Origin of the sequence: Baekduia alba (assembly GCF_028416635.1) — a bacterium.
Classification (GTDB): domain Bacteria; phylum Actinomycetota; class Thermoleophilia; order Solirubrobacterales; family Solirubrobacteraceae; genus Baekduia; species Baekduia alba.
This window is the reverse complement of the sequence record NZ_CP114013.1, coordinates 4,930,806-4,949,115: the sequence shown is the minus strand read 5'-3', so window position 1 is coordinate 4,949,115 and position 18,310 is coordinate 4,930,806. Positions and strand designations below refer to the sequence as shown.

The following is an 18,310-nucleotide window of genomic DNA, read 5'->3' as shown; positions in this document are numbered from 1 at the left end:
CACCATGAGCACCATCACGATCGGCGTCCACGCCAACAACCCCGCCCTGTTCCTGCTCTCGCACCTCGACCTCGCCGAGCGCGCGCTGGCGCCGCTGGGCGTCGAGGTGGCGTGGCACCGGTACACGGGCGGCACCGAGACGGGGCGCAAGCTCGTCGACGGCACGATCGACGTCGGCGGCACCGGCGCGACGCCGCCGATCTCCGACCAGGCCAACGGCCTGCCGGTCGTCTACGTCGCCCACTCCGACCCGCGCCCGGCGCACGGCACGCTGCTCGTCACGCCGGACTCGGACGTGAAGTCGGTCGCCGACCTGCGCGGGCGCAAGGTCGCCCTCGGCATCGGCTCGTGGCAGACGCTGCTGCTGGCCGTCGCGCTGGACCGCGCCGGGATCGCCTTCGACGAGGTCGACGCGGTCGGCTCCGGCCCGGACTCGCTCGCCCAGCTCCAAGCCGGCGAGCTCGGCGCGTGGATCGGCCAGGGGCCGGAGCACGTCGCCGCGACGCGGTCGGGCGCGGCGGTCGAGCTGGTCCCGGCCGGCGACCTCATCACCAACCCGTCGCTGTGGTTCACCCGCCGCGACGTGGCCGAGCGCCGCGGCACCGAGCTGGGCGCGGTCGCCGGTGCGCTGGAGGACGCGGGGCTCTGGGCCGCCGCCGACCCGCGCGCCGCCGCCGAGCTGTTCGCGACCAACGAGGGCGGCGAGGTCGAGGCGTGGGAGGCGTTCGTGCGCCGCATCCCGTGGACGGTCAACGCGATCGGCGCCCCGTTCGTCGCCGAGCAGCAGGCGGGGGCCGACGTCCTGGCCCGCGTCGGCTTCCTGCCGCGCGCCGTGACGGTCGCCGACGCGACGGTCCCGGAGCTCGCGTCCTACGTCGAGGCGGGCCTCGACGCGGCCCGCGAGGCACGCGCGCACCAGACCGCCGCGACCGCGTGAGGTAGATATGGAGGCATGACAGACGTCCTCGCCCGGCGGATCCGGGTCGCCCGCGGTGCCGAACCCGCGGATCTGGTGGTGCGCGGCGGCCGCGTGGTCGACGTGCTCACCCAGCAGGTCCGCAGCGCCGACGTGGCGATCGTGGGCGATCGGATCGCCGCGGTCGGGGACGGGCTGAGCGGCCGCGAGGTCGTCGAGGCGGCCGGGCGCTACGTCGCGCCCGGCTTCATCGACGCGCACGTGCACATCGAGTCCTCGATGGTCGCGCCCGGGCGCTTCGCCGACGCGGTCCTGCCGCACGGCACGACGACGATCGTGTCCGACCCGCACGAGATCGCCAACGTGCTCGGCGTCGCGGGGATCGAGTGGATGCTGCGCGCGTCCGCCGGCCTCGACCTGTCGGTGCTGATGATGGCGCCGGCGTGCGTGCCGGCCTCGCCGCTGGAGACGTCGGGCGCGCGGCTGCTCGCCGACGACCTCATCGGCCTGGCGCTGCGCCACCCGCGCGTGCTCGGCCTGGCCGAGATGATGAACTACCCTGGCGTCCTGGCCGGCGACCCCGTCGAGCTGGCCAAGCTGGCGGCCTTCGCCGCGGCCGGGCTGCTGGTCGACGGTCACGCGCCCGGCCTCGCCGGCACCGACGTCCAGGGCTACCTCGGCGCCGGCGTCGTCTCCGACCACGAGTGCCTGACGGCCGACGAGGCGCGCGAGAAGGTCGCCAACGGCATGACGGTCTTCCTGCGCGAGGCGACCAACGCGCGCAACCTGCTCGACGTGCTGCCGGCGGTCACGCCGGCCAACGCGCGGCGCTTCGCGTTCTGCACCGACGACCGCGTCCCGGGCGAGCTGCTCGACGACGGGTCGATCGACGCGCTGGTCCGGATGGCGGTCGGCGCCGGCCTGGACCCGCTGCTCGCGGTGACGATGGCGACGCTGAACGCCGCCGAGCACTACGGGCTGCGCGACCGCGGCGCGGTGGCGCCGGGACGGCGGGCGGACCTCGTGGTGTTCGACGCGCTGGACGACATCCGCCCGGCGGTCGTGGTCGCGGGCGGCGCCGTCGTGGCCCGTGACGGCGTGCGCGTGGGCGGCGACGCGGGCGCGCCCGACACGCTGCCGCCGACGATGAACGTCGCCTGGCGCGACGACCTGCGCCTCGCGCGCGCCGGCGACCGCGTCAAGGCCATCGGCGTGATCGACGACCAGCTGATCACCACGGCCGAGATCGCCGAGCTGCGCGGCTCGGCCCTCTGCGACGTCGCCGCGCCCGACCCCGACGCCGACCTGCTGCGGTTGAGCGTCGTCGAGCGCCACCACGCGACCGGCAACGTCGGCGCCGGCTTCGTCCGCGGCTTCGGGCTGCGCGCGGGCGCGCTGGCCTCGTCGGTCGCCCACGACTCCCACAACATCGTCGTGGCGGCCGCCGACGACGGCGACGCGCTGATCGCCGCGCGCGCCGCGGCCGAGCTGGGCGGCGGGCTCGTGGTCGCCGCGGGCGGCGAGGTCCGCGCGACCGTGCCGCTGCCGCTCGCCGGGCTGATGGCGGACCGGCCGCCGCGCGCGGTCGCCGACGACCTGGCCCGCGCCGAGGACGTCGCGCGCGAGCTCGGCTGCCGGCTCGGCGCCCCGTTCATGGCGCTGAGCTTCCTGGCGCTGCCGGTGATCCCGTCGCTCAAGCTCACCGACCAGGGGCTCGTCGACGTGGACGCGTTCGCGCTGACCGACGTGTTCGTGTAGGCCTTCACGTTCCGTGGAGCTCCTGCGCGCCCGCCACCCGGACGATCCCGTGCTCGACGCGGCGATCACGCACGCGCTGCTGCGGCAGGTCGGCGCGGGGGAGAAGCCCGCGACCGCGCGGGTCTTCCGGCCCGGCCCGACGATGGCGTTCGGCCGGCTCGACGCGCTCGACGGCGAGACATATGACAACGCCCGCGTCGCCGCGCGGGCCCACGGGTTCGTGCCGCTCCTGCGGCTGGGCGGCGGCCACGCGGCGGGCTACGACGAGGGCGCGGTGCTGGTCGAGGTCGTCACGCCGGTCAAGACGATCGCCGAGGGCATCCCGGCGCGCTTCGCGTCGGCCACGGCGTTGTTGGTGGAGTCGCTCGCCGCGGTCGGGATCGCCGCGCGCGTCGGCGAGCTGCCCGGCGAGTACTGCGCCGGCGACTGGTCGGTCAACGCCGCGGGCGTCAAGCTCGCCGGGACCGCCCAGCGCTCGATCCGCGGCGCCTCGCTGGTGACCGCGATGCTGATCGTCGAGCACGGCGCGCGGCTGCGCGCGGCGCTGGTCGACGTCTACGCGGCGCTGGGCATCGCCTGGCGTCCGAGCACCGCGGCGGGGGCGGCCGACATCGTGCGCACGCTCACCGCGGCCGACGCCGAGCGGACGCTGGTCGCGACGCTCGCCGCCCACGAGCGCCTCACCGCGACGACGCTGGACCCGGCGACGGTCGCGCTGGCGCAGACGCTGCGGTCGGCGCACGAACGTTGACCGTCCGCTCCTCGCGCGGCGGCGCGCAGGCCGGCAGCGTGAGCGTGAAGCGCGCGCCGGGGCGGGCGTCGGCCAGCGTGACGTCGCCGTCCATCCGGCGCGCCAGGCCGCGGGCGATCGGGAGGCCGAGGCCGAAGCCGTGCGCGCCGCGTGCCGCGGCGCGCTCGAAGCGGCCGAACACCCGCTCCCGGTCGGCGGCGGGCACGCCGGGGCCGGCGTCGGCCACGGCGACCGCGGCGCGCTCGCCGTCGCTCGTCACCGTGATCGCCAGCGCGGTGTCGGGCGGCGCGCCGTGGCGCAGCGCGTTGTCCAGCAGCGCGCGGATCACGCGCGCCACCGCGAGCGGGTCGCCGAGCGCCCAGGCCGACCCGTAGGACCGCAGGCGGATGACGACGCCCGCGGCGCGCGCGGCGGGCTCGACCTCGCCCGTGAGCGTCCGGGCCAGCTCGGCCAGGTCGACCGGCTCGGTGGCGACCGGCGTGGCGGCGTCGAGGCGGCCGAGGCCGAGCAGGTCGTCGGCCAGCGTCGAGAGCCGCCGGGCCTGGCGGGCGACGCCGCCGGCGCGCGCGCGGGCGGCGTCGACGTCGGGCTCGGGGCCCGCCAGGTCCTCCTCCAGCAGCTCGGCGAAGCCGAGCAGCGAGGCGACCGGCGTGCGCAGCTCGTGCGAGGCCGTCGACAGGAACGCCTGGCGGCCCTGCTCCTGGGCCTGCAGCCGCGTGCGCATCGACTCCAGCGCGACGGCCAGCTCGCCGACCTCGTCGCGGCCCGCGGCGCGGACGTCGACCGGCGCCTCGATGCCCTCGTCGCCCAGTCGGCGCGCCGCGCGGCGCAGGCCCTCCAGCCGGCGCAGCAGGCCGAAGCCGAACGCCGCGCCGAGCGCGGCGGCGACGAGCAGCCCGACGCCGCCCGCCACGGGCAGCGCGCCGCGCACGACCGCGGCGGCCGCGCGCTCGTCGTCCAGCGAGCGGCGCAGGACGAGCGTCCGGACGCCGGCGCGCGTCCGCGCGCTGGAGACGACGACCGCCGCCCCGTCGCCGACGGCCTGGCGCACGTCGCCGTCGCGCGCCAGCCCGGCGGGCACGACGCGCGGCGCGGTCGGGCCGCTGCCGGCGATCCGGGCGCCGTGCGCGTCGAACAGCGCGACGTCGCCGCCGACACGGCCGGCGAGCCGGCGCACCAGCCGCCGCGAGCCGCGCGCGCCGGGGCGCAGGTCGGACTCCGGCATCCGCGTCAGCGCGAGGCCGGCGGTGCGGGCCAGCTCGCGGACGTCGTGGACGCGGTCCTGCTCCAGGCGATGCTCGAGCGGCGGGACGAGCGTGCCGACCGCGACCGCCAGCGTGATCGCGCTCGTGGCGACGAGGGCGAGGGCGAGCTTGACGCGCAGCCCCGGCACGCCGCGGTCACCCGCCGATGCGGTAGCCGGCGCCGCGGACGGTCACGATCCAGCCCGCGTCGCCGCCGGCCGAGGCGACCTTCTCGCGCAGATGGTGGACGTGGACGTCGATCGCGCGCGGGTCGCGGAAGGCGTGGCCGCCGAAGATCGCGTCGAGCAGCGCCTGGCGGGTCAGGAGCCGGCCGCCGGCGCGCAGCAGCGCGCGCAGCACCTCGAACTCCGAATAGGTGAGCAACAGCTCGTGGTCGCCCACCGTCGCGCGCCGGGCGGCCGCGTGGATCGCGAGCGCGCGGTGGCGCAGGACCGGATCCTCCGGCGCGCGCTGGCCGCGGCGCAGCACCGCGCGGACGCGGCTGCGCAGCTCCGCGATCCCGACGGGCTTGGTGACGTAGTCGTCGGCGCCGGCCTCGAGGACGAGCACGACGTCGGCCTCGCCCTCGCGCGCCGTGACCGCGACGACGTGCGTGTCGTCGCCGCCGGCGCGCAGGCGCCGGCAGACCTCGACGCCGTCGGGGCCGCCGGGCCCGAGCGAGAGGTCGAGCAGGATCAGGTCGAAGCGTCGCGCCGCGAGCGCCTCCAGCGCGGCGCTGCCGTCGTGCGCGGTGGCGACCTCGTGGCCGTCGGACGCCAGGGCGCCCGCCATCACGTCGGAGAGATCGGCGTCGTCCTCGACGACGAGGACGCGACCGGCGGTCCGGGCGTCGTCGTTCAACACAGGCGGAATGTAGACGCGCGCAGGCCGCTGAACACAGGGTTCGCACGATGGCAACGCGATTCCAACAGGAGGCGCAGCGGCGGCCAACGCGCGCTTGCGGCGCGGCTCAGCCGCCGGGCCGACGATCGATCGCATGGAACGCTTGGGTGACGACGCCGGCCGGGTCCCGCTCCCGCGACTGGCGGGCGTGTCGATCGTCCTGCCCTGCCACGACGAGGCGGGCAACGTGGCGCGGATGGTCGGCGAGGCGACGGCCGCGGCGCGGGCGGTGGCCGACGCGCACGAGATCCTGGTCGTCGACGACGGCAGCACCGACGCGACGCGGGCGGTGGCCGCCGAGGCGGCGCGGTGCGACGAGCGTGTGCGGCTGCTCGTGCACGACGGCAACCGCGGCTACGGCGTCGCGCTGCGGACCGGGTTCGCGGCCGCGCGGCTGGAGTGGGTGTTCCTGACCGACGCCGACTGCCAGTTCGACCTGATGGACCTGGTCGCCGCGCTGCCGCTGGCCGCCGCGAGCGACCTGGTGTGCGGCTACCGCGTGCGCCGCGCCGACCCGCTGCACCGCCGCCTCAACGCGCGGGCCTGGAACGGGCTGGTGGACCACATGTTCGCGCTGGGCGTCCGCGACGTCGACTGCGCGTTCAAGCTGATGCGCCGCGAGCTCGTCCAGGGGCTGGCGCTGGAGGCCGACGGCGCGGTCGTCAGCACCGAGCTGCTGGTGCGCGCCCGGGCGGCCGGCGCGCGCATCGGCGAGCTGGGCGTGACCCACCGGCCGCGGGCGGCCGGGCGCTCCTCGGGCGCCGACCCGGCCGTCGTGCTGCGGGCGTTCCGGGAGCTGCGCGCGCTGCGCGCGCAGCTGCGGGCCGAGACGGGGGGCGGCGCCACGTCCCCGGGCGCCGCCCGCCCGCGGCCCGCCTGAGCGCCGCGGCATGGCCGCGGTCGCCGCACCAGGCGCGGCGCGTGCGCGCCGGACGGAGGTGCGCGCGCCGCGCTGGGTCCGCTGGGCGCCGGAGGTGGCAGTCGCCGGCGTGGCCGCGGCGCTGCGCGGGATCGCGCTGGGCCGCGTCCCGTTGGACCCGTACTACGACGCGGCCGTGCGGAGCATGGGGACGTCGTGGTCGGCGGCGCTGGCCGGCGCGTTCGAGCCGGGCGGGCGCGTGGCGATCGACAAGCCGCCGATCGACCTGTGGCTGCAGGTCGCGAGCACGCGCGCGCTGGGCTTCGGGCCGGTCGCGCTGCACCTGCCGGAGGCGGTGGGTGGCGTCGTGCTCGTCGTGTTGGTGATGGCGTTGGCCGCGACGCTGTTCGGCCGGATCGCTGGTCTTGTTGGTGGCCTTGCCCTGGCGGTGTCGCCGAGCGCGGTGGTGACGGCGCGCAGCGACACGATGGACGCGGTGATGGCGGCGCTGTGCGTGGCGGGCGCGGTGGTGGCCGTGCGCTCGGCGCGCGGCGGCCGCGCGTGGGGGATGGCGGGCGCGGGCGTGTTGGCGGGGTTGGCCTTCGACGTGAAGCTGGCCGAGTCGCTGCTGGGCGCGGCGGCCGTGGCGGCGCTCTGGCTGGCGTGCGCGCCGCGCGGCGTGCGGATCCGCGGCGCGGCGGTGGGCGGGGCCGCCTTCGTGGCGACCGCGCTCGCCTGGCTGGTCGCCGTGTCCGTCGTGCCGCTGCATCCCCGCCCCTGGGCGCTGGGCTCGACCTCCGGGTCGCCGTGGCAGGCCGCGCTGGTCTACAACGGCGTGGATCGCTTGAAGGGCGGCGGCGGGCCCGCGGAGCCTGCGCCGGTCGTCGGTCCGACGGCGGCCGGCGGCGTCTCCCCGCGGGTCGCGGCGCGCCGCGCCGCGTCCCTCGCCCGCCGCGCCCGGGCCCACGCGGTGGCGCTGGCGCGGCGGCCGGCGGATCGGTCGCCGACGCGGCTGCTCTCCCCGCGCGCCCACCTCGGGCGGTGGGTGGGGATCGAGGTCGTCGTGGCGGTCGCGGCGTTGGTGGTGGGGTCGATCGGCGGCTGGCCGGCCGGCGGCGCGTTCTTCGTCGTCGGCGGCTGGCTCGCGGCGGGCGTCGCGCTGTGCAGTGCCATGCCGGATCTCCACGTGCGGTATCTCGCCTGCCTCGATCCGGCCGTCGCCGTCGCGATCGGCGCGGGGGCGGGCGTCCTGCGGCGGGGGAGGGGCGTCGCGGCGGTCGCCGTCCTCGCCGCGCTCGCGCTCCCGGCGCTGACCTCCGTGCAGGCGGTCGCGGCGGCGACGCAGGACTCCGGCCGCCCCGGAGCGCTGCCGGTCGTGCGGGTCGACGCGCTCGCGGCCTTCCTCGACGCGCACGGCGCCGCCGGCCGGCTCGCCGTCAGCGCGCCCGCCAAGGCCGGGCAGCTGATCGCGTCGACCGGCCAGCCGGTGCTGATCCTCTCCGACGGCTACGGCCGCCCGCTCGTGGCGCCGCGCCAGCTCGCCGGAGCGGTCGCGCGTGGGACCATCCGCTATGCCTTGCTCGGCGACGCGTGCAGCGCGGCCTCCGGCAACGCGCAGACCGGCTGCCTCGCGGCCGTCCGCTGGGCTCGACGCCACGGCGTCGACGTCAGCCGCGCCGCCGGCCAGCCGCGCCGCGGCGCGCTGTTCGCGCTCAACCCACCGGCGGCCGATCGGGCAGCGAGCGGAAGAACTCCCACGTGCGCCAGGTTGTCGAGAACGCGGCGGTCGACGGCGTCGTCCGCGGGCCGCCCGGCCAGCCGTGCGCCTGGTGGTCGAGCCGGACGTGCTCGACGCGCGTCGCGTCGGCGCAGCGCCGCCACGCGAGCTCGTGCACGCCGGGCGCGGGCGACAGCCGCCGCGCGGTGCCCCGGCACCCGTCGATCCGCCGCCAGCGCGCGAGGTACTTCGCGACGCTGCCGCGGTAGTCGGGCGGCGCCCCGCCGTAGGGCACGACCTGGTCGCCCGTCCCGTGGATCTCGAGGATCGGCAGCGGTCGCGAGGGCCGGCACGGCGGGAGCGCCTTGTACCCGCCCGCGACCGGCGCGGCGCCGGCGAGGCGGTCCGGCAGCTCGCACGCCAGCCGCGCCGTCATCCCGCCGCCGTTGGACACGCCGGTGACGAACACGCGCGCGCGGTCCACGCACGCCACGCCCTCCAGGGCGTCGAGCGAGCGGCGCAGCTCGTCGACCTCCTCGGGCAGGTCGGCCTGCCGCTGGCCGGTGATGTCCCAGAACGACGTCGGGCCGACGGCCGTCGGGTAGGCCACCAGGAACCGCTCGCGGTCGGCCAGCCGGCTGAAGCCGGTGTCCTGCGCGAAGTCCGGCCCGGTCTCGCCCGCGCCGTGCAGCGCGATCACCAGCGGCCGCGGCGCGTAGGCGCCCGTGCGCGGGACGTGGAGGAGGACGCTGCGCCGCCGGCCGTCGACGCTGAGCACCGACACCTGGTGGTCGCCGGGCGTGAGGACCGTGCACGGCGTGCGCGCCGGGCTGGCGGCGAAGCGCGTCGCGAACGCGCCGGTGGCCCAGGCCGCGACGCCGAGCAGCGCCAGCGCCGCGAGCGAGACCGCGACCCGCCTCACGCCACGAACACCCAACGGCGGCAGAGCACGAACGCGAGCAGCGACGCGACCGGCAGCGCGACCAGCGCGGCGACGACGCGCGACGAGCCGGACAGCGCCCAGACGCCGCCGGCGTCGACGCCGGCCGCGAGCGCCTGCACGCCGACGTAGCGCGCCGCGGGCGCGGCGCCGCGCGCCCGCGAGGCGAACGTCCAGCCGCGGTTCAACCGGTAGCCGTTGACCGCGCCGGCGCCCCAGCCGAGCGCAGCGGCCACGGTCGCCGGGAGCGCCAGCCCCAGCATCATGGTGGTGATGAGCGTCACGACCGTGTTGGATGCTCCCACGACGGCGAAGCGCACGAGCTGGGCCGGCGGCCCAGAGCGGGCGACGGCGGCGTTCATCGCAGGTACCGCTGCGTGAAGTCGTGGTTGACGCGCCCCGCGGCCGAGCGCGTCGGGTAGAAGCCCGCGGCGTGGATGAGCACGGGCATCTGCGGGATCGCGCCCAGCGCCAGCCACGCGGTCAGGACCACGCACGCGACGGCGAGCGCGCGCGTCCGGGCCAGCGCCGCGAACGGCAGGACCCACCAGACGTACCAGGGCATCGTCCAGCCGAGCGTGAGGACGCCGGCGAGCAGCACGAGGCCCGCCGCGCCCGGCAGGCGCTCGCGCCGGCGCGCGACGGCACCGGCCGCGCCCAGCGCCACCGCCGCCAGGAGCGCGTGGGCGATCGTCCGGTCGCCGGCCGTCAGCCCGCCCTGGCCGGCCAGCGCGGCCACGACGTTGGCGACGCTGAGCGGCGTGACGAACCGGTCCTGGATGCCGGTCGCCGGCAGGTGGCCCCCGTAGCGCAGCGCGACGACCGCGAGCGTGAGCGCGCCCGCTACGCCCGCGCCCGCCGCGGCCCACCACCGCCGCCGCGCGCCGAGCACGACCAAGACCACCACCAACGCCGCCGATGGCTTGACGCCCGCCGCGAGCACGGCGCACGCGCCCGCCGCGGCGTCCGTCCAGCCGCTGCGCCCGATCACCACCAGCGCCACCGCCGCGACCGCCGGCAGCAGCATCAGCGGCTCCCCGTGCGCGCCGCCGATGCCGTAGACCAAGACCAAGGGGTTGAACGCCACGAACGCGACCGCGCGCCGCCACGACCGGTTCAGCCGCCGCGCCGCGACGCCCACCAGCGCCAGCGTCCCGAGCGCGCAGGCCAGCAGCAGCGCCTTGACCGTCCAGTAGGCGACCGGCACCGACAGCGGCGCCAGCGCCTCGGTCACCAGCGTGAACAGCGGCCCGTAGGGCGAGGGCAGGTGATGCCAGTTGGAGTAGATGTAGGCCGCGTCGTGCGGCGCGGCCAGCGGCTGCGCCACGTACGGGTCCAGCCCGTAGCGCGGACCCATCCGGCCGTAGTGCAGGTAGTTGAAGATGTCGGTCAGCGACAGCGGCGGCCCGAGCAGCAGCACCACGTAGGCGACGACCACCGCGGCGCACAGCGCCGGCGCCGGGATCCGCCGCGCGCAGAGCCACACGACGATCCACGCGACGCCGAGCCCGACGAGCACGCGCACGAGGTCGGCGGCGAGCGCCGGCGGGCTGGCCGGCAGCCCGCCGAGGCGCCCGGCCAGCGGCCCGACCATCCAGCGCGGGAAGCCGTGGCGCGCGGGGCCCGACAGCGGCGACGGGCGTTCCGCGGCGGCGAGCACGAGAGCTGAGCAGAGGCCGACGATCGCACCCGCCGCCGCGGTCCCGAGCGCCCCGGCGCCCGCCGCCGCCCACCCTGCGGGCAGGGGCAGCGGCAGGGCGGTCCGCCTCGCCGCGGGTGGCGGGGCGGATGCGGCGGCGTAGGCCGGGGTCTCACGCACCGTGCTTCAGCCTGAGGCCCGACCCTGAAGCGCCGCCCAGCGGCACGTAGCGAGCGGGTAGGTCGCCGATTGGCGTCGTGTTCGATCAGGCGGGCGCCGTGAGCCTGGCGCTCGCGCTGGGCCACTTGTCCACGAACGTGGGTCCCGGCGCTCAACCGAACGGTGCCTGGGCCGATCATGAGTGACGCGCTGCGCGCCGCCGTGCGCGAGGCCGACGTCATCTGCCGGACCGGCGGCGAGGAGTTCGCCGTGATCCTGCCGGGCGCCGGCGAGGACGAGGCCGTCGCCGCCGCCCACCGCGTCGTCGCCGCGGTCCGCGACGGGCGCCTCGGGCCGAGCGGCGCGCTCACCACGTCGGTCGGGCTGGCGATCGGGCCCGCCGAGGGCGACACGGTCGCCGCGCTGTTCCGCGTCGCCGACGACCGCCTGCTCGCGGCCAAGGCGCGGGCAAGGACCGCGCGGTCACCGGCCGCTGAACGCGGCGCCATCGCCCGCTCCTTCGCGGGCTAGGGTGAGGCGCATGCCGTCGTTCAAGGACCCCAAGCGGCTCAGCCTGATGGCCGCGATCATGGGGTCCTTCGTCGTCGGGCTCGACGCGACCGTCGTCAACGTGGCGCTGCCGTCGATCTCGGCCGACCTCGGCGGCGGGCTGGCCGGCCAGCAGTGGGTGTCCAACGCCTACCTGCTCGCGCTGGGGTCGCTGATCCTGATCGGCGGGTCGCTCGGCGACGTGCTCGGCGAGCGGCGCGTGTTCGCGATCGGCGTCGCCGGCTTCGGGATCGTGTCGATGGTCTGCGCGCTGGCGCCGTCGATCGAGGTGCTGATCGCGGGCCGCGCGCTGCAGGGCGTCTTCGGCGCGCTGCTGACGCCGAGCGCGCTGGCGGTGATCGTCAGCACCTTCCCACCCGACGAGCGCGGCGCCGCGATCGGGTCCTGGACCGCGTGGTCGGGGATCGCGACCGTGATCGGCCCGCTGTGCGGCGGCTACCTGATCGACGCCACGTCGTGGCGCTGGATCTTCGCGATCAACGTGCCGTTCGTCCTGATCACGCTGATGCTGGTCGCGGTGGCGGTGCCCAAGCGCGGGCGCGAGACGCGCGACGTGCCGATCGACTGGACCGGCGCCGTGCTCTGCGCGCTCGGATTGGCCGGACCGGTCTTCGCGCTGATCCGGCAGCCGGCGCTCGGCTGGGGCTCGCCCGGCGTCTGGGTCCCGGCGCTGCTGGGCCTGTCGCTGTTCGCGACCTTCCTGTGGTGGGAGTCGCGGACGCCCTATCCGATGCTGCCGCTCGAGCTCTTCCGGCGCCGCAACTTCGCCGTGGGCAACGCGCAGACGTTCGCCATGTACGGCGGGCTGGGGATCACGTTCTTCTTCCTGGTGCTGTTCCTCCAGCAGGTCGCGGGCTACGACGCGCTGCAGGCCGGGCTGGCGACGCTGCCGTCCACGATCGTCATGTTCACGCTCAGCAAGCGCGCCGGCCGTTGGGCCGACCGCTACGGGCCCCGGTTGTTCATGGGGTTGGGGCCGCTCGTCGCCGCCGCCGGCCTGGTGCTGATGCAGCGCATCGGCGCGCGCCCGGACTACTGGACCGACGTCTTCCCGGCGTTGTTCGTGTTCTCGCTCGGGCTCTCGGCGACGGTCGCGCCGCTCACCGCGACCGTGCTGGCCGACGCCGACGAGCAGAACGCGGGGATCGCGTCGGGCGTCAACAACGCGGTCGCGCGCGTCGCGGCGCTGATCGCGGTCGCCGCGCTCGGCGCGGTCGTCTCCGCCTCGTTCTCGTCGTCGATCGACGGCACGCTCGGCGACCGGCCGCTGAGCCCGCAGTCGCAGGCGGCGGTCGAGAGCGCCAAGGAGCGGACGCTCGCGACCATCGACGTGTCCGCGCTGCCGGCGGCCGAGCGCGCGGCGGTGGCCCAATCGGTGCAGGACGCCTCGGTGGACGCCTTCCACCTCGGCATGGGCCTCAGCGCGATCCTCGTCGCCTGCGGCGGGATCCTGGGCCTGGTCGGGATCGTCAACCCGCGGCGCAGGGTGCGCTGCGAGGACTGCTCGGGCGGCCAGCTGGTCGCCGCGCCGCTGGACGCCGTGCGGCTGCCGGAGCGCGAGGCTCCGACAGCCGCCTGAACGGCGGGTCCTTCGCCTAGGAGGCGACGAGCTCCTCGTCGTCGGCCAGGGCGATGCGCTCGTTCGGGACGCAGTGCGTCATGACGAGGCCGTTGGTGTCGCGCGGGCCGTTGCTGCCGAGGTTCGCGGCGCGGGCCAGCTCCGCCTCGGTCAGGTTCTGCGTCGCCAGCGGCTCCAGGCCGCGGACGTCGTCGGCCGTGATGCCGAGGCCCGCGCCGACGCGGGCGCCCAGCTCGTCCTCGGCCATGAACAGGTGCCAGAGCATCCGCTCCTGGATCGGCCGGTCGCACTGCGACAGGTTCCCGACCCAGTTGGCGACGAGCTCGTCCTTCTCCCACTGCTCGGAGAGCAGGTAGCGCTCGCCGGCCTGGGCGTAGTCGTTGGTCCGCTCGATCTTGGCGCGCGTGAGGCGGCCCTCGATCGCCGGGCCCTGCTCGGTGTGCTCGGGCTTCGGGCCCTCCTGCGGGCCGCCGGTGATCGACGGCTCGTAGTTGACGGAGGGGTTGCCGTCGCCGCCGTCGACCGCGTAGGTCATCGCGCCGTCGCGCTGGTTGGTCCGGACCTGCTCCACGCCCTTGGGGTGGTTCACCGGGAGCTGGAGGTAGTTCGGGCCGACGCGGTGGCGCTGCGTGTCGCTGTAGCTGAACGTGCGCCCGACGAGCATCTTGTCGTCGCTGAAGTCCAGGCCGTCGACCAGGACGCCGGTGCCGAAGGCGATCTGCTCGCTCTCGGCGAAGAAGTTCTCTGGCGCGCGGTTGAGCACCATCTTGCCGATCTTGTGGACCGGGAAGACGTTCTCGGGCCAGACCTTGGTGTCGTCGAGCGGGTCGAAGTCCAGCTCGGGGTGGTCGTGGTCGTCCATGATCTGGACGGCCAGCTCCCACTCGGGGTGGTCGCCGTTGGCGATGGCCTCGTAGAGGTCCTTGGTGTGGACGCCGAGCTCCTTGCCCTGCTGGACGCCGGCGTCGGCCTCGGTCCAGGACTGGACGGCCTGCTTGGGCAGCCAGTGGTACTTGATGAGCTTGGTCTCGCCCGCGGCGTTGACCCACTTGTAGGTGTTGACACCGAAGCCCTGCATGTGGCGGTAGGACGCCGGGATGCCGCGCGGGCTCAGCACCAGGTTGAACATGTGCAGCGACTCCGGCGTCTGGGACGCGAAGTCGAACACGCGGTTGGCGACCTGGCGCTCGAACGTGACCGGGTCCGGCTTCTGGGAGTGGATGAAGTCGGGGAACTTGATCGCGTCGCGGATGAAGAAGACGCCGAGGTTGTTGCCGACGAGGTCCCAGTTGCCGTCCTCGGTGTAGAACTTGACGGCGAAGCCGCGCGGGTCGCGAATGGCCTCGGAGGAGTCGCGGCCGCCGGCGACGGTCGAGAAGCGGATGGCGATCTCGGTCTGCTTGCCGGCCGGCTCGAAGAGCTTGGCGCGGGTGAGCTTGGAGATCGGCTCGCCGTCGACGGTGCCGTAGGTCTCGAAGTAGCCGAAGGCGGTGGCGCCGCGGGCGTGGACCACGCGCTCCGGCACGCGCTCGCGGTCGAAGTGGGCGAGCTTCTCGATGAACTGGTAGTTCTCGAGCGTCGCCGGACCGCGATTGCCGATCGTGCGCGTGTTCTGGTTGTCGCCGATCGGATGGCCGTTGCGGGTGGTCAGCGTGTTGGGGTCGTCGTCGCTCATGGGGCTGTCGCCTCTCGTGGTTGTTGGCAGGCGGGGCACAGGCCCCAGTGGGTCACCTCGGACTGGTCGATGACGAAGCCCTGCTGCTCGGATGGCGTCAGGCAGGGCGCCGCGCCGGTGGCGCAGTCGACGTCGACCACGGTGCCGCAGGCGCGGCACACGAGGTGGTGGTGGTTGTCGCCCACGCGCGACTCGTAGCGCGCGGGACCTCCGGCGATCTCGATCCGCTGGGCGAGCGCGGCGCCGCGCAGGGCCTCGCACACGTCGTAGGCGGCCTGCGTGGAGATCGTCACGCCGGCGCCGCGCACCCGGTCGATCACCTGATCGACGCGGGGATGGTCGGTTGCCTCGGTGAGCACCTGGAGCACCGCGACGCGCGCGGCGGTCGCCCGCAGTCCGGCGGTCCGGAGCTGCTCCGGGTAGGTGGCGGCACCCACGCCGCCAACCTAGCAGGATTCGCGCCCAGATTGGAATGATTCAAGAAGAGTGCACAGGTGGGCAGACGTGGTACGCCTTCAGCCATGCTCGGACTCCCCGAGGGCATCCAGGCCCTCCTCTTCGACCTCGACGGCGTGCTCAGTCAGACCGCGAAGGTGCATGCCGCGGCCTGGAAGCAGATGTTCGACGAGTATCTGAAGGACAAGGCGCAGCGCGAGGGCGGCGAGCTCGTCCCGTTCGACGCGCACGACGACTACGACGAGTTCGTCGACGGCCTGCCGCGGCCCGACGGCGTGCGGTCGTTCCTGAGGTCGCGCGGCATCCAGCCGGACGAGGAGCTGGTCAAGCGGCTCGGCGACCGCAAGAACACGCTCGTGCTCGACATCATCAAGAAGGACGGCGTGCAGCCCTACGAGGGGTCGGTCCGCTACGTCGGCGCCGCGCGCGACGCGGGGCTCAAGCTGGCGGTCGTCTCCTCGTCGGCCAACGCCAAGGACGTGCTGCGGTCGATCGGGATCCTCGACCGCTTCGCGCACGTCGTCGACGGCCACGCGGTCGCCGAGGGCGGCCTCAAGGGCAAGCCCGCGCCCGACACGTTCCTGGAGGCCGCGCGCGAGCTCGGCGTCGAGCCGGCGCACGCCGCGGTCTTCGAGGACGCGCTGGCCGGCGTGGAGGCGGGCCGCGCCGGCAAGTTCGGCGCCGTCGTCGGCGTCGACCGCGTCGGCCAGTCGGGAGCCCTGCGCGACCATGGCGCTACGGTCGTCGTGCAGGATCTCGACGAGCTGCTTCCGTGATCGACCACCCCAACTACTCCGCCGCCCCCTGGTCCCTGCGCGAGGACGGCCTGAGCCTCGACAGCCTCGCGCAGTCCGAGTCGGTCTTCGCGCTGTCCAACGGGCACGTCGGGATGCGCGGCAACCTCGACGAGGGCGAGCCCGTCGGCCTGCCCGGCACCTACCTCAACGGCTTCCACGAGACCCGTCCGCTGCCCTACGCCGAGAGCGCCTACGGCAACCCGGAGGCCGGCGAGACGGTCGTCAACGTCACCGACGGCAAGTTGATGCGGTTGCACGTCGACGACGAGCTCTTCGACGTCCGCTATGGCGAGCTGCTCGCCCACAGCCGCGAGCTGGACTTCCGCGGCGGCGTCCTGCGCCGCACGGTGCACTGGCGCTCGCCCGCCGGCGCCGAGGTCAGGATCACCTCCACGCGCCTGGTCTCGCTCAGCCAGCGCGGCGCGGCCGCGATCCTCTACGAGGTCGAGCCCGTGGGCAAGAGCACGCGGTTGGTCGTCCAGTCCGAGCTCGTGGCCAACGAGGACGGCCAGATCGAGCACGGCGACGACCCGCGCGCGGCGGCCGAGCTCCAGGCGCCGCTACAGCCCGAGGAGCACTACGCCGACGAGCTGCGGATCTCGCTCGCCCACCGCGTCAAGCGCAGCGGCGCGCGGCTGTGCGCCACGATGGACCATGAGATCGAGGGCCCGGACGGGATGGAGACCACGGTCGACGTCGGCCCCGACGCGGGCCGCGTCATCGTCGCCGCCGACGTCCCGGCCGGGCAGACGCTGCGCGTGCTCAAGTTCCTGGCCTACGCGTGGTCGGGCCATCGCTCGCTGCCGTCGGTGCGCGCGCAGGCGCGCGGCTCGCTGGCCGAGGTGCGGCACACCGGCTGGGCGGGGCTGTGCGAGGAGCAGCGCGCCTACCTCGACGCCTTCTGGGAGGGCGCCGACGTCGAGGTCGACGGCGACGAGGACCTGCAGCAGGCGATCCGCTTCGCGCTCTTCCACGTGCTGCAGGCGGGCGCGCGGGCCGAGCGCCGCGCGATCCCGGCCAAGGGCCTGACCGGCTCGGGCTACGACGGCCACGCGTTCTGGGACACCGAGTCCTTCGTGTTGCCGGTGTTGACCTACACCTCGCCCGACGCGGCGGGCGACGCGCTGCGCTGGCGCTTCGCGACGCTGGGGCTCGCGCGCGAGCGGGCGCGCCAGCTCGGCTGGGCCGGCGCCGCGTTCCCGTGGCGCACGATCGCGGGCCAGGAGTGCTCGGGCTACTGGCCGGCGGGCAGCGCGGCGGTGCACATCGGCGCCGACATCGCGGCCGCGGTCCTGCGCTACCAGCACGCGGCGGAGGACCCGGACTTCGCCCGCACGGTCGGCCTGCCGCTGCTGGTGGAGACCGCGCGGCTGTGGATCTCGCTCGGCCATTACGACCGCAAGAACCGCTTCCGGCTGCCCGGCGTCACGGGCCCGGACGAGTACAGCGCGATCAGCGACGACAACACCTACACCAACCTGATGGCGCGCCAGAACCTGATCGGCGCGGCGCGGGCGGTCGACGTCCATCCTGAGAGCGCCGCGGCGCTCGGCGTCGGGCACGAGGAGGCGACGCAGTGGCGGCGGGCGGCCGACGCCATGCACATGCCCTACGACGGGATCCTCGACGTCCACATGCAGGCCGAGGGCTTCACGCACCACGCCACGTGGGACTTCGAGCACACGCCGACCGACCACTATCCGTTGTTGTTGCACTACCCGTACTTCGACCTGTACCGCAAGCAGGTCGTCAAGCAGGCCGACCTCGTCCTCGCGCTCTACACGTGCGGCGATCGCTTCACCGACGAGCAGAAGGCGCGCGCGTTCGCCTACTACGAGCCGCTGACCGTCCGCGACTCCTCGCTGTCGGCGTGCGTGCAGGCCGTCGTGGCGGCCGAGACCGGGCACTTCGAGCTGGCCTACGACTACCTCGGCGAGGCCGCGTTCATGGACCTCCACGACCTCGAGCACAACACGCGCGACGGCCTGCACATCGCGTCGCTGGCCGGCTCGTGGCTGGCGCTCGTCGCCGGCTTCGGCGGCTTCCGCGACTACGACGGCCGGCTGACCTTCGCGCCGCGCGTGCCGCCGGGCGTGCAGCGGCTTGCGTTCCGGATCGGCGTGGCGCGCGGGCGCGTCCTGGTCGAGGTCGACGAGCGCGGCGCGACCTACACGCTCCAGCGCGGCGACGAGCTCGAGATCGCCCACTACGGCGACGCCATCACGCTGCGCGCGGGCGCCGAGCCGGTGACCCGCCCGCTGCCGCCGGCGCCGCCGCGCGAGCGCCCGCGCCAGCCGCCGGGCCGCGAGCCGCTGCGGCGCGCGTCCGCCCGCAAGTAGCATCGGCC

16 protein-coding genes and 1 pseudogene are annotated in these 18,310 nt (G+C 75.6%); 9 read left to right on the top strand and 8 right to left on the bottom strand.

Annotation, left to right across the window (positions count from 1 at the left end; all coding sequences use genetic code 11):
• Positions 1-4 precede the first annotated feature (4 nt).
• Genes DSM104299_RS24770 through DSM104299_RS24760 form a run of 3 tightly spaced genes read left to right on the top strand, consistent with a single transcriptional unit; the run spans position 5 to position 3,425 of the window.
• Entirely contained in the window at positions 5-937 is a 933-nt protein-coding gene (locus tag DSM104299_RS24770; RefSeq protein ID WP_272474339.1) for an ABC transporter substrate-binding protein, read from the top strand.
• Between the two features lie 15 nt (positions 938-952).
• Positions 953-2,674 carry an adenine deaminase gene (gene ade, locus DSM104299_RS24765; RefSeq protein ID WP_272474338.1) on the top strand — a complete coding sequence of 574 codons (1,722 nt, stop codon included), beginning with the start codon at positions 953-955 and terminating at the stop codon, positions 2,672-2,674.
• Positions 2,675-2,687: 13 nt separating this feature from the next.
• Positions 2,688-3,425, top strand: coding sequence for a lipoate--protein ligase family protein (locus DSM104299_RS24760; RefSeq protein WP_272474337.1), 738 nt, complete (start codon positions 2,688-2,690; stop codon positions 3,423-3,425).
• Here the strand turns inward: DSM104299_RS24760 and DSM104299_RS24755 are convergent.
• A complete protein-coding gene (locus DSM104299_RS24755; protein ID WP_272474336.1) occupies positions 3,355-4,818 on the bottom strand; it encodes a HAMP domain-containing sensor histidine kinase in 1,464 nt (487 codons plus the stop codon). The genes DSM104299_RS24760 and DSM104299_RS24755 overlap by 71 nt on opposite strands.
• A 7-nt stretch (positions 4,819-4,825) precedes the next feature.
• Positions 4,826-5,530: a response regulator transcription factor gene (locus DSM104299_RS24750; protein WP_272474335.1), complete on the bottom strand. Its 705-nt coding sequence runs from the start codon at positions 5,528-5,530 to the stop codon at positions 4,826-4,828.
• A 136-nt stretch (positions 5,531-5,666) separates the two neighbouring features.
• On the opposite strand from DSM104299_RS24750, the gene DSM104299_RS24745 reads away from it, so the two are divergent.
• Together DSM104299_RS24745 and DSM104299_RS29615 are read left to right on the top strand one after the other, a co-directional pair.
• Positions 5,667-6,452, top strand: a complete 786-nt coding sequence (locus DSM104299_RS24745) for a glycosyltransferase family 2 protein (protein WP_272474334.1) — start codon at positions 5,667-5,669, stop codon at positions 6,450-6,452.
• A 10-nt stretch (positions 6,453-6,462) separates the two neighbouring features.
• Positions 6,463-7,095 (top strand): annotated as a pseudogene (locus tag DSM104299_RS29615) (ArnT family glycosyltransferase); the annotation flags it as partial.
• A gap of 161 nt (positions 7,096-7,256) precedes the next feature.
• Here the strand turns inward: DSM104299_RS29615 and DSM104299_RS24735 are convergent.
• From DSM104299_RS24735 to DSM104299_RS24720, 4 genes are all read right to left on the bottom strand, one after another.
• Positions 7,257-7,604, bottom strand: a complete 348-nt coding sequence (locus tag DSM104299_RS24735) for a hypothetical protein (protein WP_272474332.1) — start codon at positions 7,602-7,604, stop codon at positions 7,257-7,259.
• A 539-nt stretch (positions 7,605-8,143) separates the two neighbouring features.
• Entirely contained in the window at positions 8,144-9,070 is a 927-nt protein-coding gene (locus tag DSM104299_RS24730; RefSeq protein ID WP_272474331.1) for an extracellular catalytic domain type 1 short-chain-length polyhydroxyalkanoate depolymerase, read from the bottom strand.
• Complete coding sequence (locus DSM104299_RS24725; protein ID WP_272474330.1) at positions 9,067-9,450, bottom strand: GtrA family protein; 384 nt, start codon at positions 9,448-9,450, stop codon at positions 9,067-9,069. The genes DSM104299_RS24730 and DSM104299_RS24725 overlap by 4 nt, the downstream gene beginning before the upstream one ends.
• Positions 9,447-10,907 (bottom strand): MptA/MptB family glycosyltransferase, encoded by a 1,461-nt coding sequence (locus tag DSM104299_RS24720; RefSeq protein ID WP_272474329.1) that lies wholly within the window; start codon positions 10,905-10,907, stop codon positions 9,447-9,449. The genes DSM104299_RS24725 and DSM104299_RS24720 overlap by 4 nt, the downstream gene beginning before the upstream one ends.
• 177 nt (positions 10,908-11,084) lie before the next feature.
• On the opposite strand from DSM104299_RS24720, the gene DSM104299_RS24715 reads away from it, so the two are divergent.
• Together DSM104299_RS24715 and DSM104299_RS24710 are read left to right on the top strand one after the other, a co-directional pair.
• On the top strand, positions 11,085-11,417 hold the full coding sequence (locus DSM104299_RS24715) for a diguanylate cyclase (RefSeq protein WP_272474328.1): 333 nt from the start codon (positions 11,085-11,087) through the stop codon (positions 11,415-11,417).
• A gap of 10 nt (positions 11,418-11,427) precedes the next feature.
• Positions 11,428-13,035, top strand: a complete 1,608-nt coding sequence (locus tag DSM104299_RS24710) for a DHA2 family efflux MFS transporter permease subunit (protein WP_272474327.1) — start codon at positions 11,428-11,430, stop codon at positions 13,033-13,035.
• Positions 13,036-13,051: 16 nt separating this feature from the next.
• Here the strand turns inward: DSM104299_RS24710 and DSM104299_RS24705 are convergent, their stop codons facing one another.
• Positions 13,052-14,710 carry a catalase gene (locus DSM104299_RS24705; RefSeq protein ID WP_272474326.1) on the bottom strand — a complete coding sequence of 553 codons (1,659 nt, stop codon included), beginning with the start codon at positions 14,708-14,710 and terminating at the stop codon, positions 13,052-13,054.
• Positions 14,707-15,147 carry a Fur family transcriptional regulator gene (locus tag DSM104299_RS24700; protein ID WP_272474325.1) on the bottom strand — a complete coding sequence of 147 codons (441 nt, stop codon included), beginning with the start codon at positions 15,145-15,147 and terminating at the stop codon, positions 14,707-14,709. Before DSM104299_RS24700 ends, DSM104299_RS24705 begins: the two co-directional genes overlap by 4 nt.
• Before the next feature lie 84 nt (positions 15,148-15,231).
• Between DSM104299_RS24700 and DSM104299_RS24695 the strand changes: the two genes are divergently transcribed.
• On the top strand, positions 15,232-15,942 hold the full coding sequence (locus DSM104299_RS24695; RefSeq protein ID WP_272474324.1) for an HAD family hydrolase: 711 nt from the start codon (positions 15,232-15,234) through the stop codon (positions 15,940-15,942).
• Positions 15,939-18,302, top strand: coding sequence for a glycoside hydrolase family 65 protein (locus DSM104299_RS24690; protein WP_272474323.1), 2,364 nt, complete (start codon positions 15,939-15,941; stop codon positions 18,300-18,302). Before DSM104299_RS24695 ends, DSM104299_RS24690 begins: the two co-directional genes overlap by 4 nt.
• Positions 18,303-18,310: the final 8 nt, after the last annotated feature.

What these genes read in the sequence shown, in the direction of transcription:
- DSM104299_RS24770 (WP_272474339.1), top strand. Translation starts at nt 5, where the DNA reads ATGAGCACCATCACGATCGGCGTCCACGCCAACAACCCCGCCCTGTTC.
- ade (WP_272474338.1), top strand. Translation starts at nt 953, where the DNA reads ATGACAGACGTCCTCGCCCGGCGGATCCGGGTCGCCCGCGGTGCCGAA.
- DSM104299_RS24745 (WP_272474334.1), top strand. Translation starts at nt 5,667, where the DNA reads ATGGAACGCTTGGGTGACGACGCCGGCCGGGTCCCGCTCCCGCGACTG.
- DSM104299_RS24735 (WP_272474332.1), bottom strand. Translation starts at nt 7,604, where the DNA reads ATGGCACTGCACAGCGCGACGCCCGCCGCGAGCCAGCCGCCGACGACG.
- DSM104299_RS24725 (WP_272474330.1), bottom strand. Translation starts at nt 9,450, where the DNA reads ATGAACGCCGCCGTCGCCCGCTCTGGGCCGCCGGCCCAGCTCGTGCGC.
- DSM104299_RS24715 (WP_272474328.1), top strand. Translation starts at nt 11,085, where the DNA reads ATGAGTGACGCGCTGCGCGCCGCCGTGCGCGAGGCCGACGTCATCTGC.
- DSM104299_RS24710 (WP_272474327.1), top strand. Translation starts at nt 11,428, where the DNA reads ATGCCGTCGTTCAAGGACCCCAAGCGGCTCAGCCTGATGGCCGCGATC.
- DSM104299_RS24705 (WP_272474326.1), bottom strand. Translation starts at nt 14,710, where the DNA reads ATGAGCGACGACGACCCCAACACGCTGACCACCCGCAACGGCCATCCG.
- DSM104299_RS24695 (WP_272474324.1), top strand. Translation starts at nt 15,232, where the DNA reads ATGCTCGGACTCCCCGAGGGCATCCAGGCCCTCCTCTTCGACCTCGAC.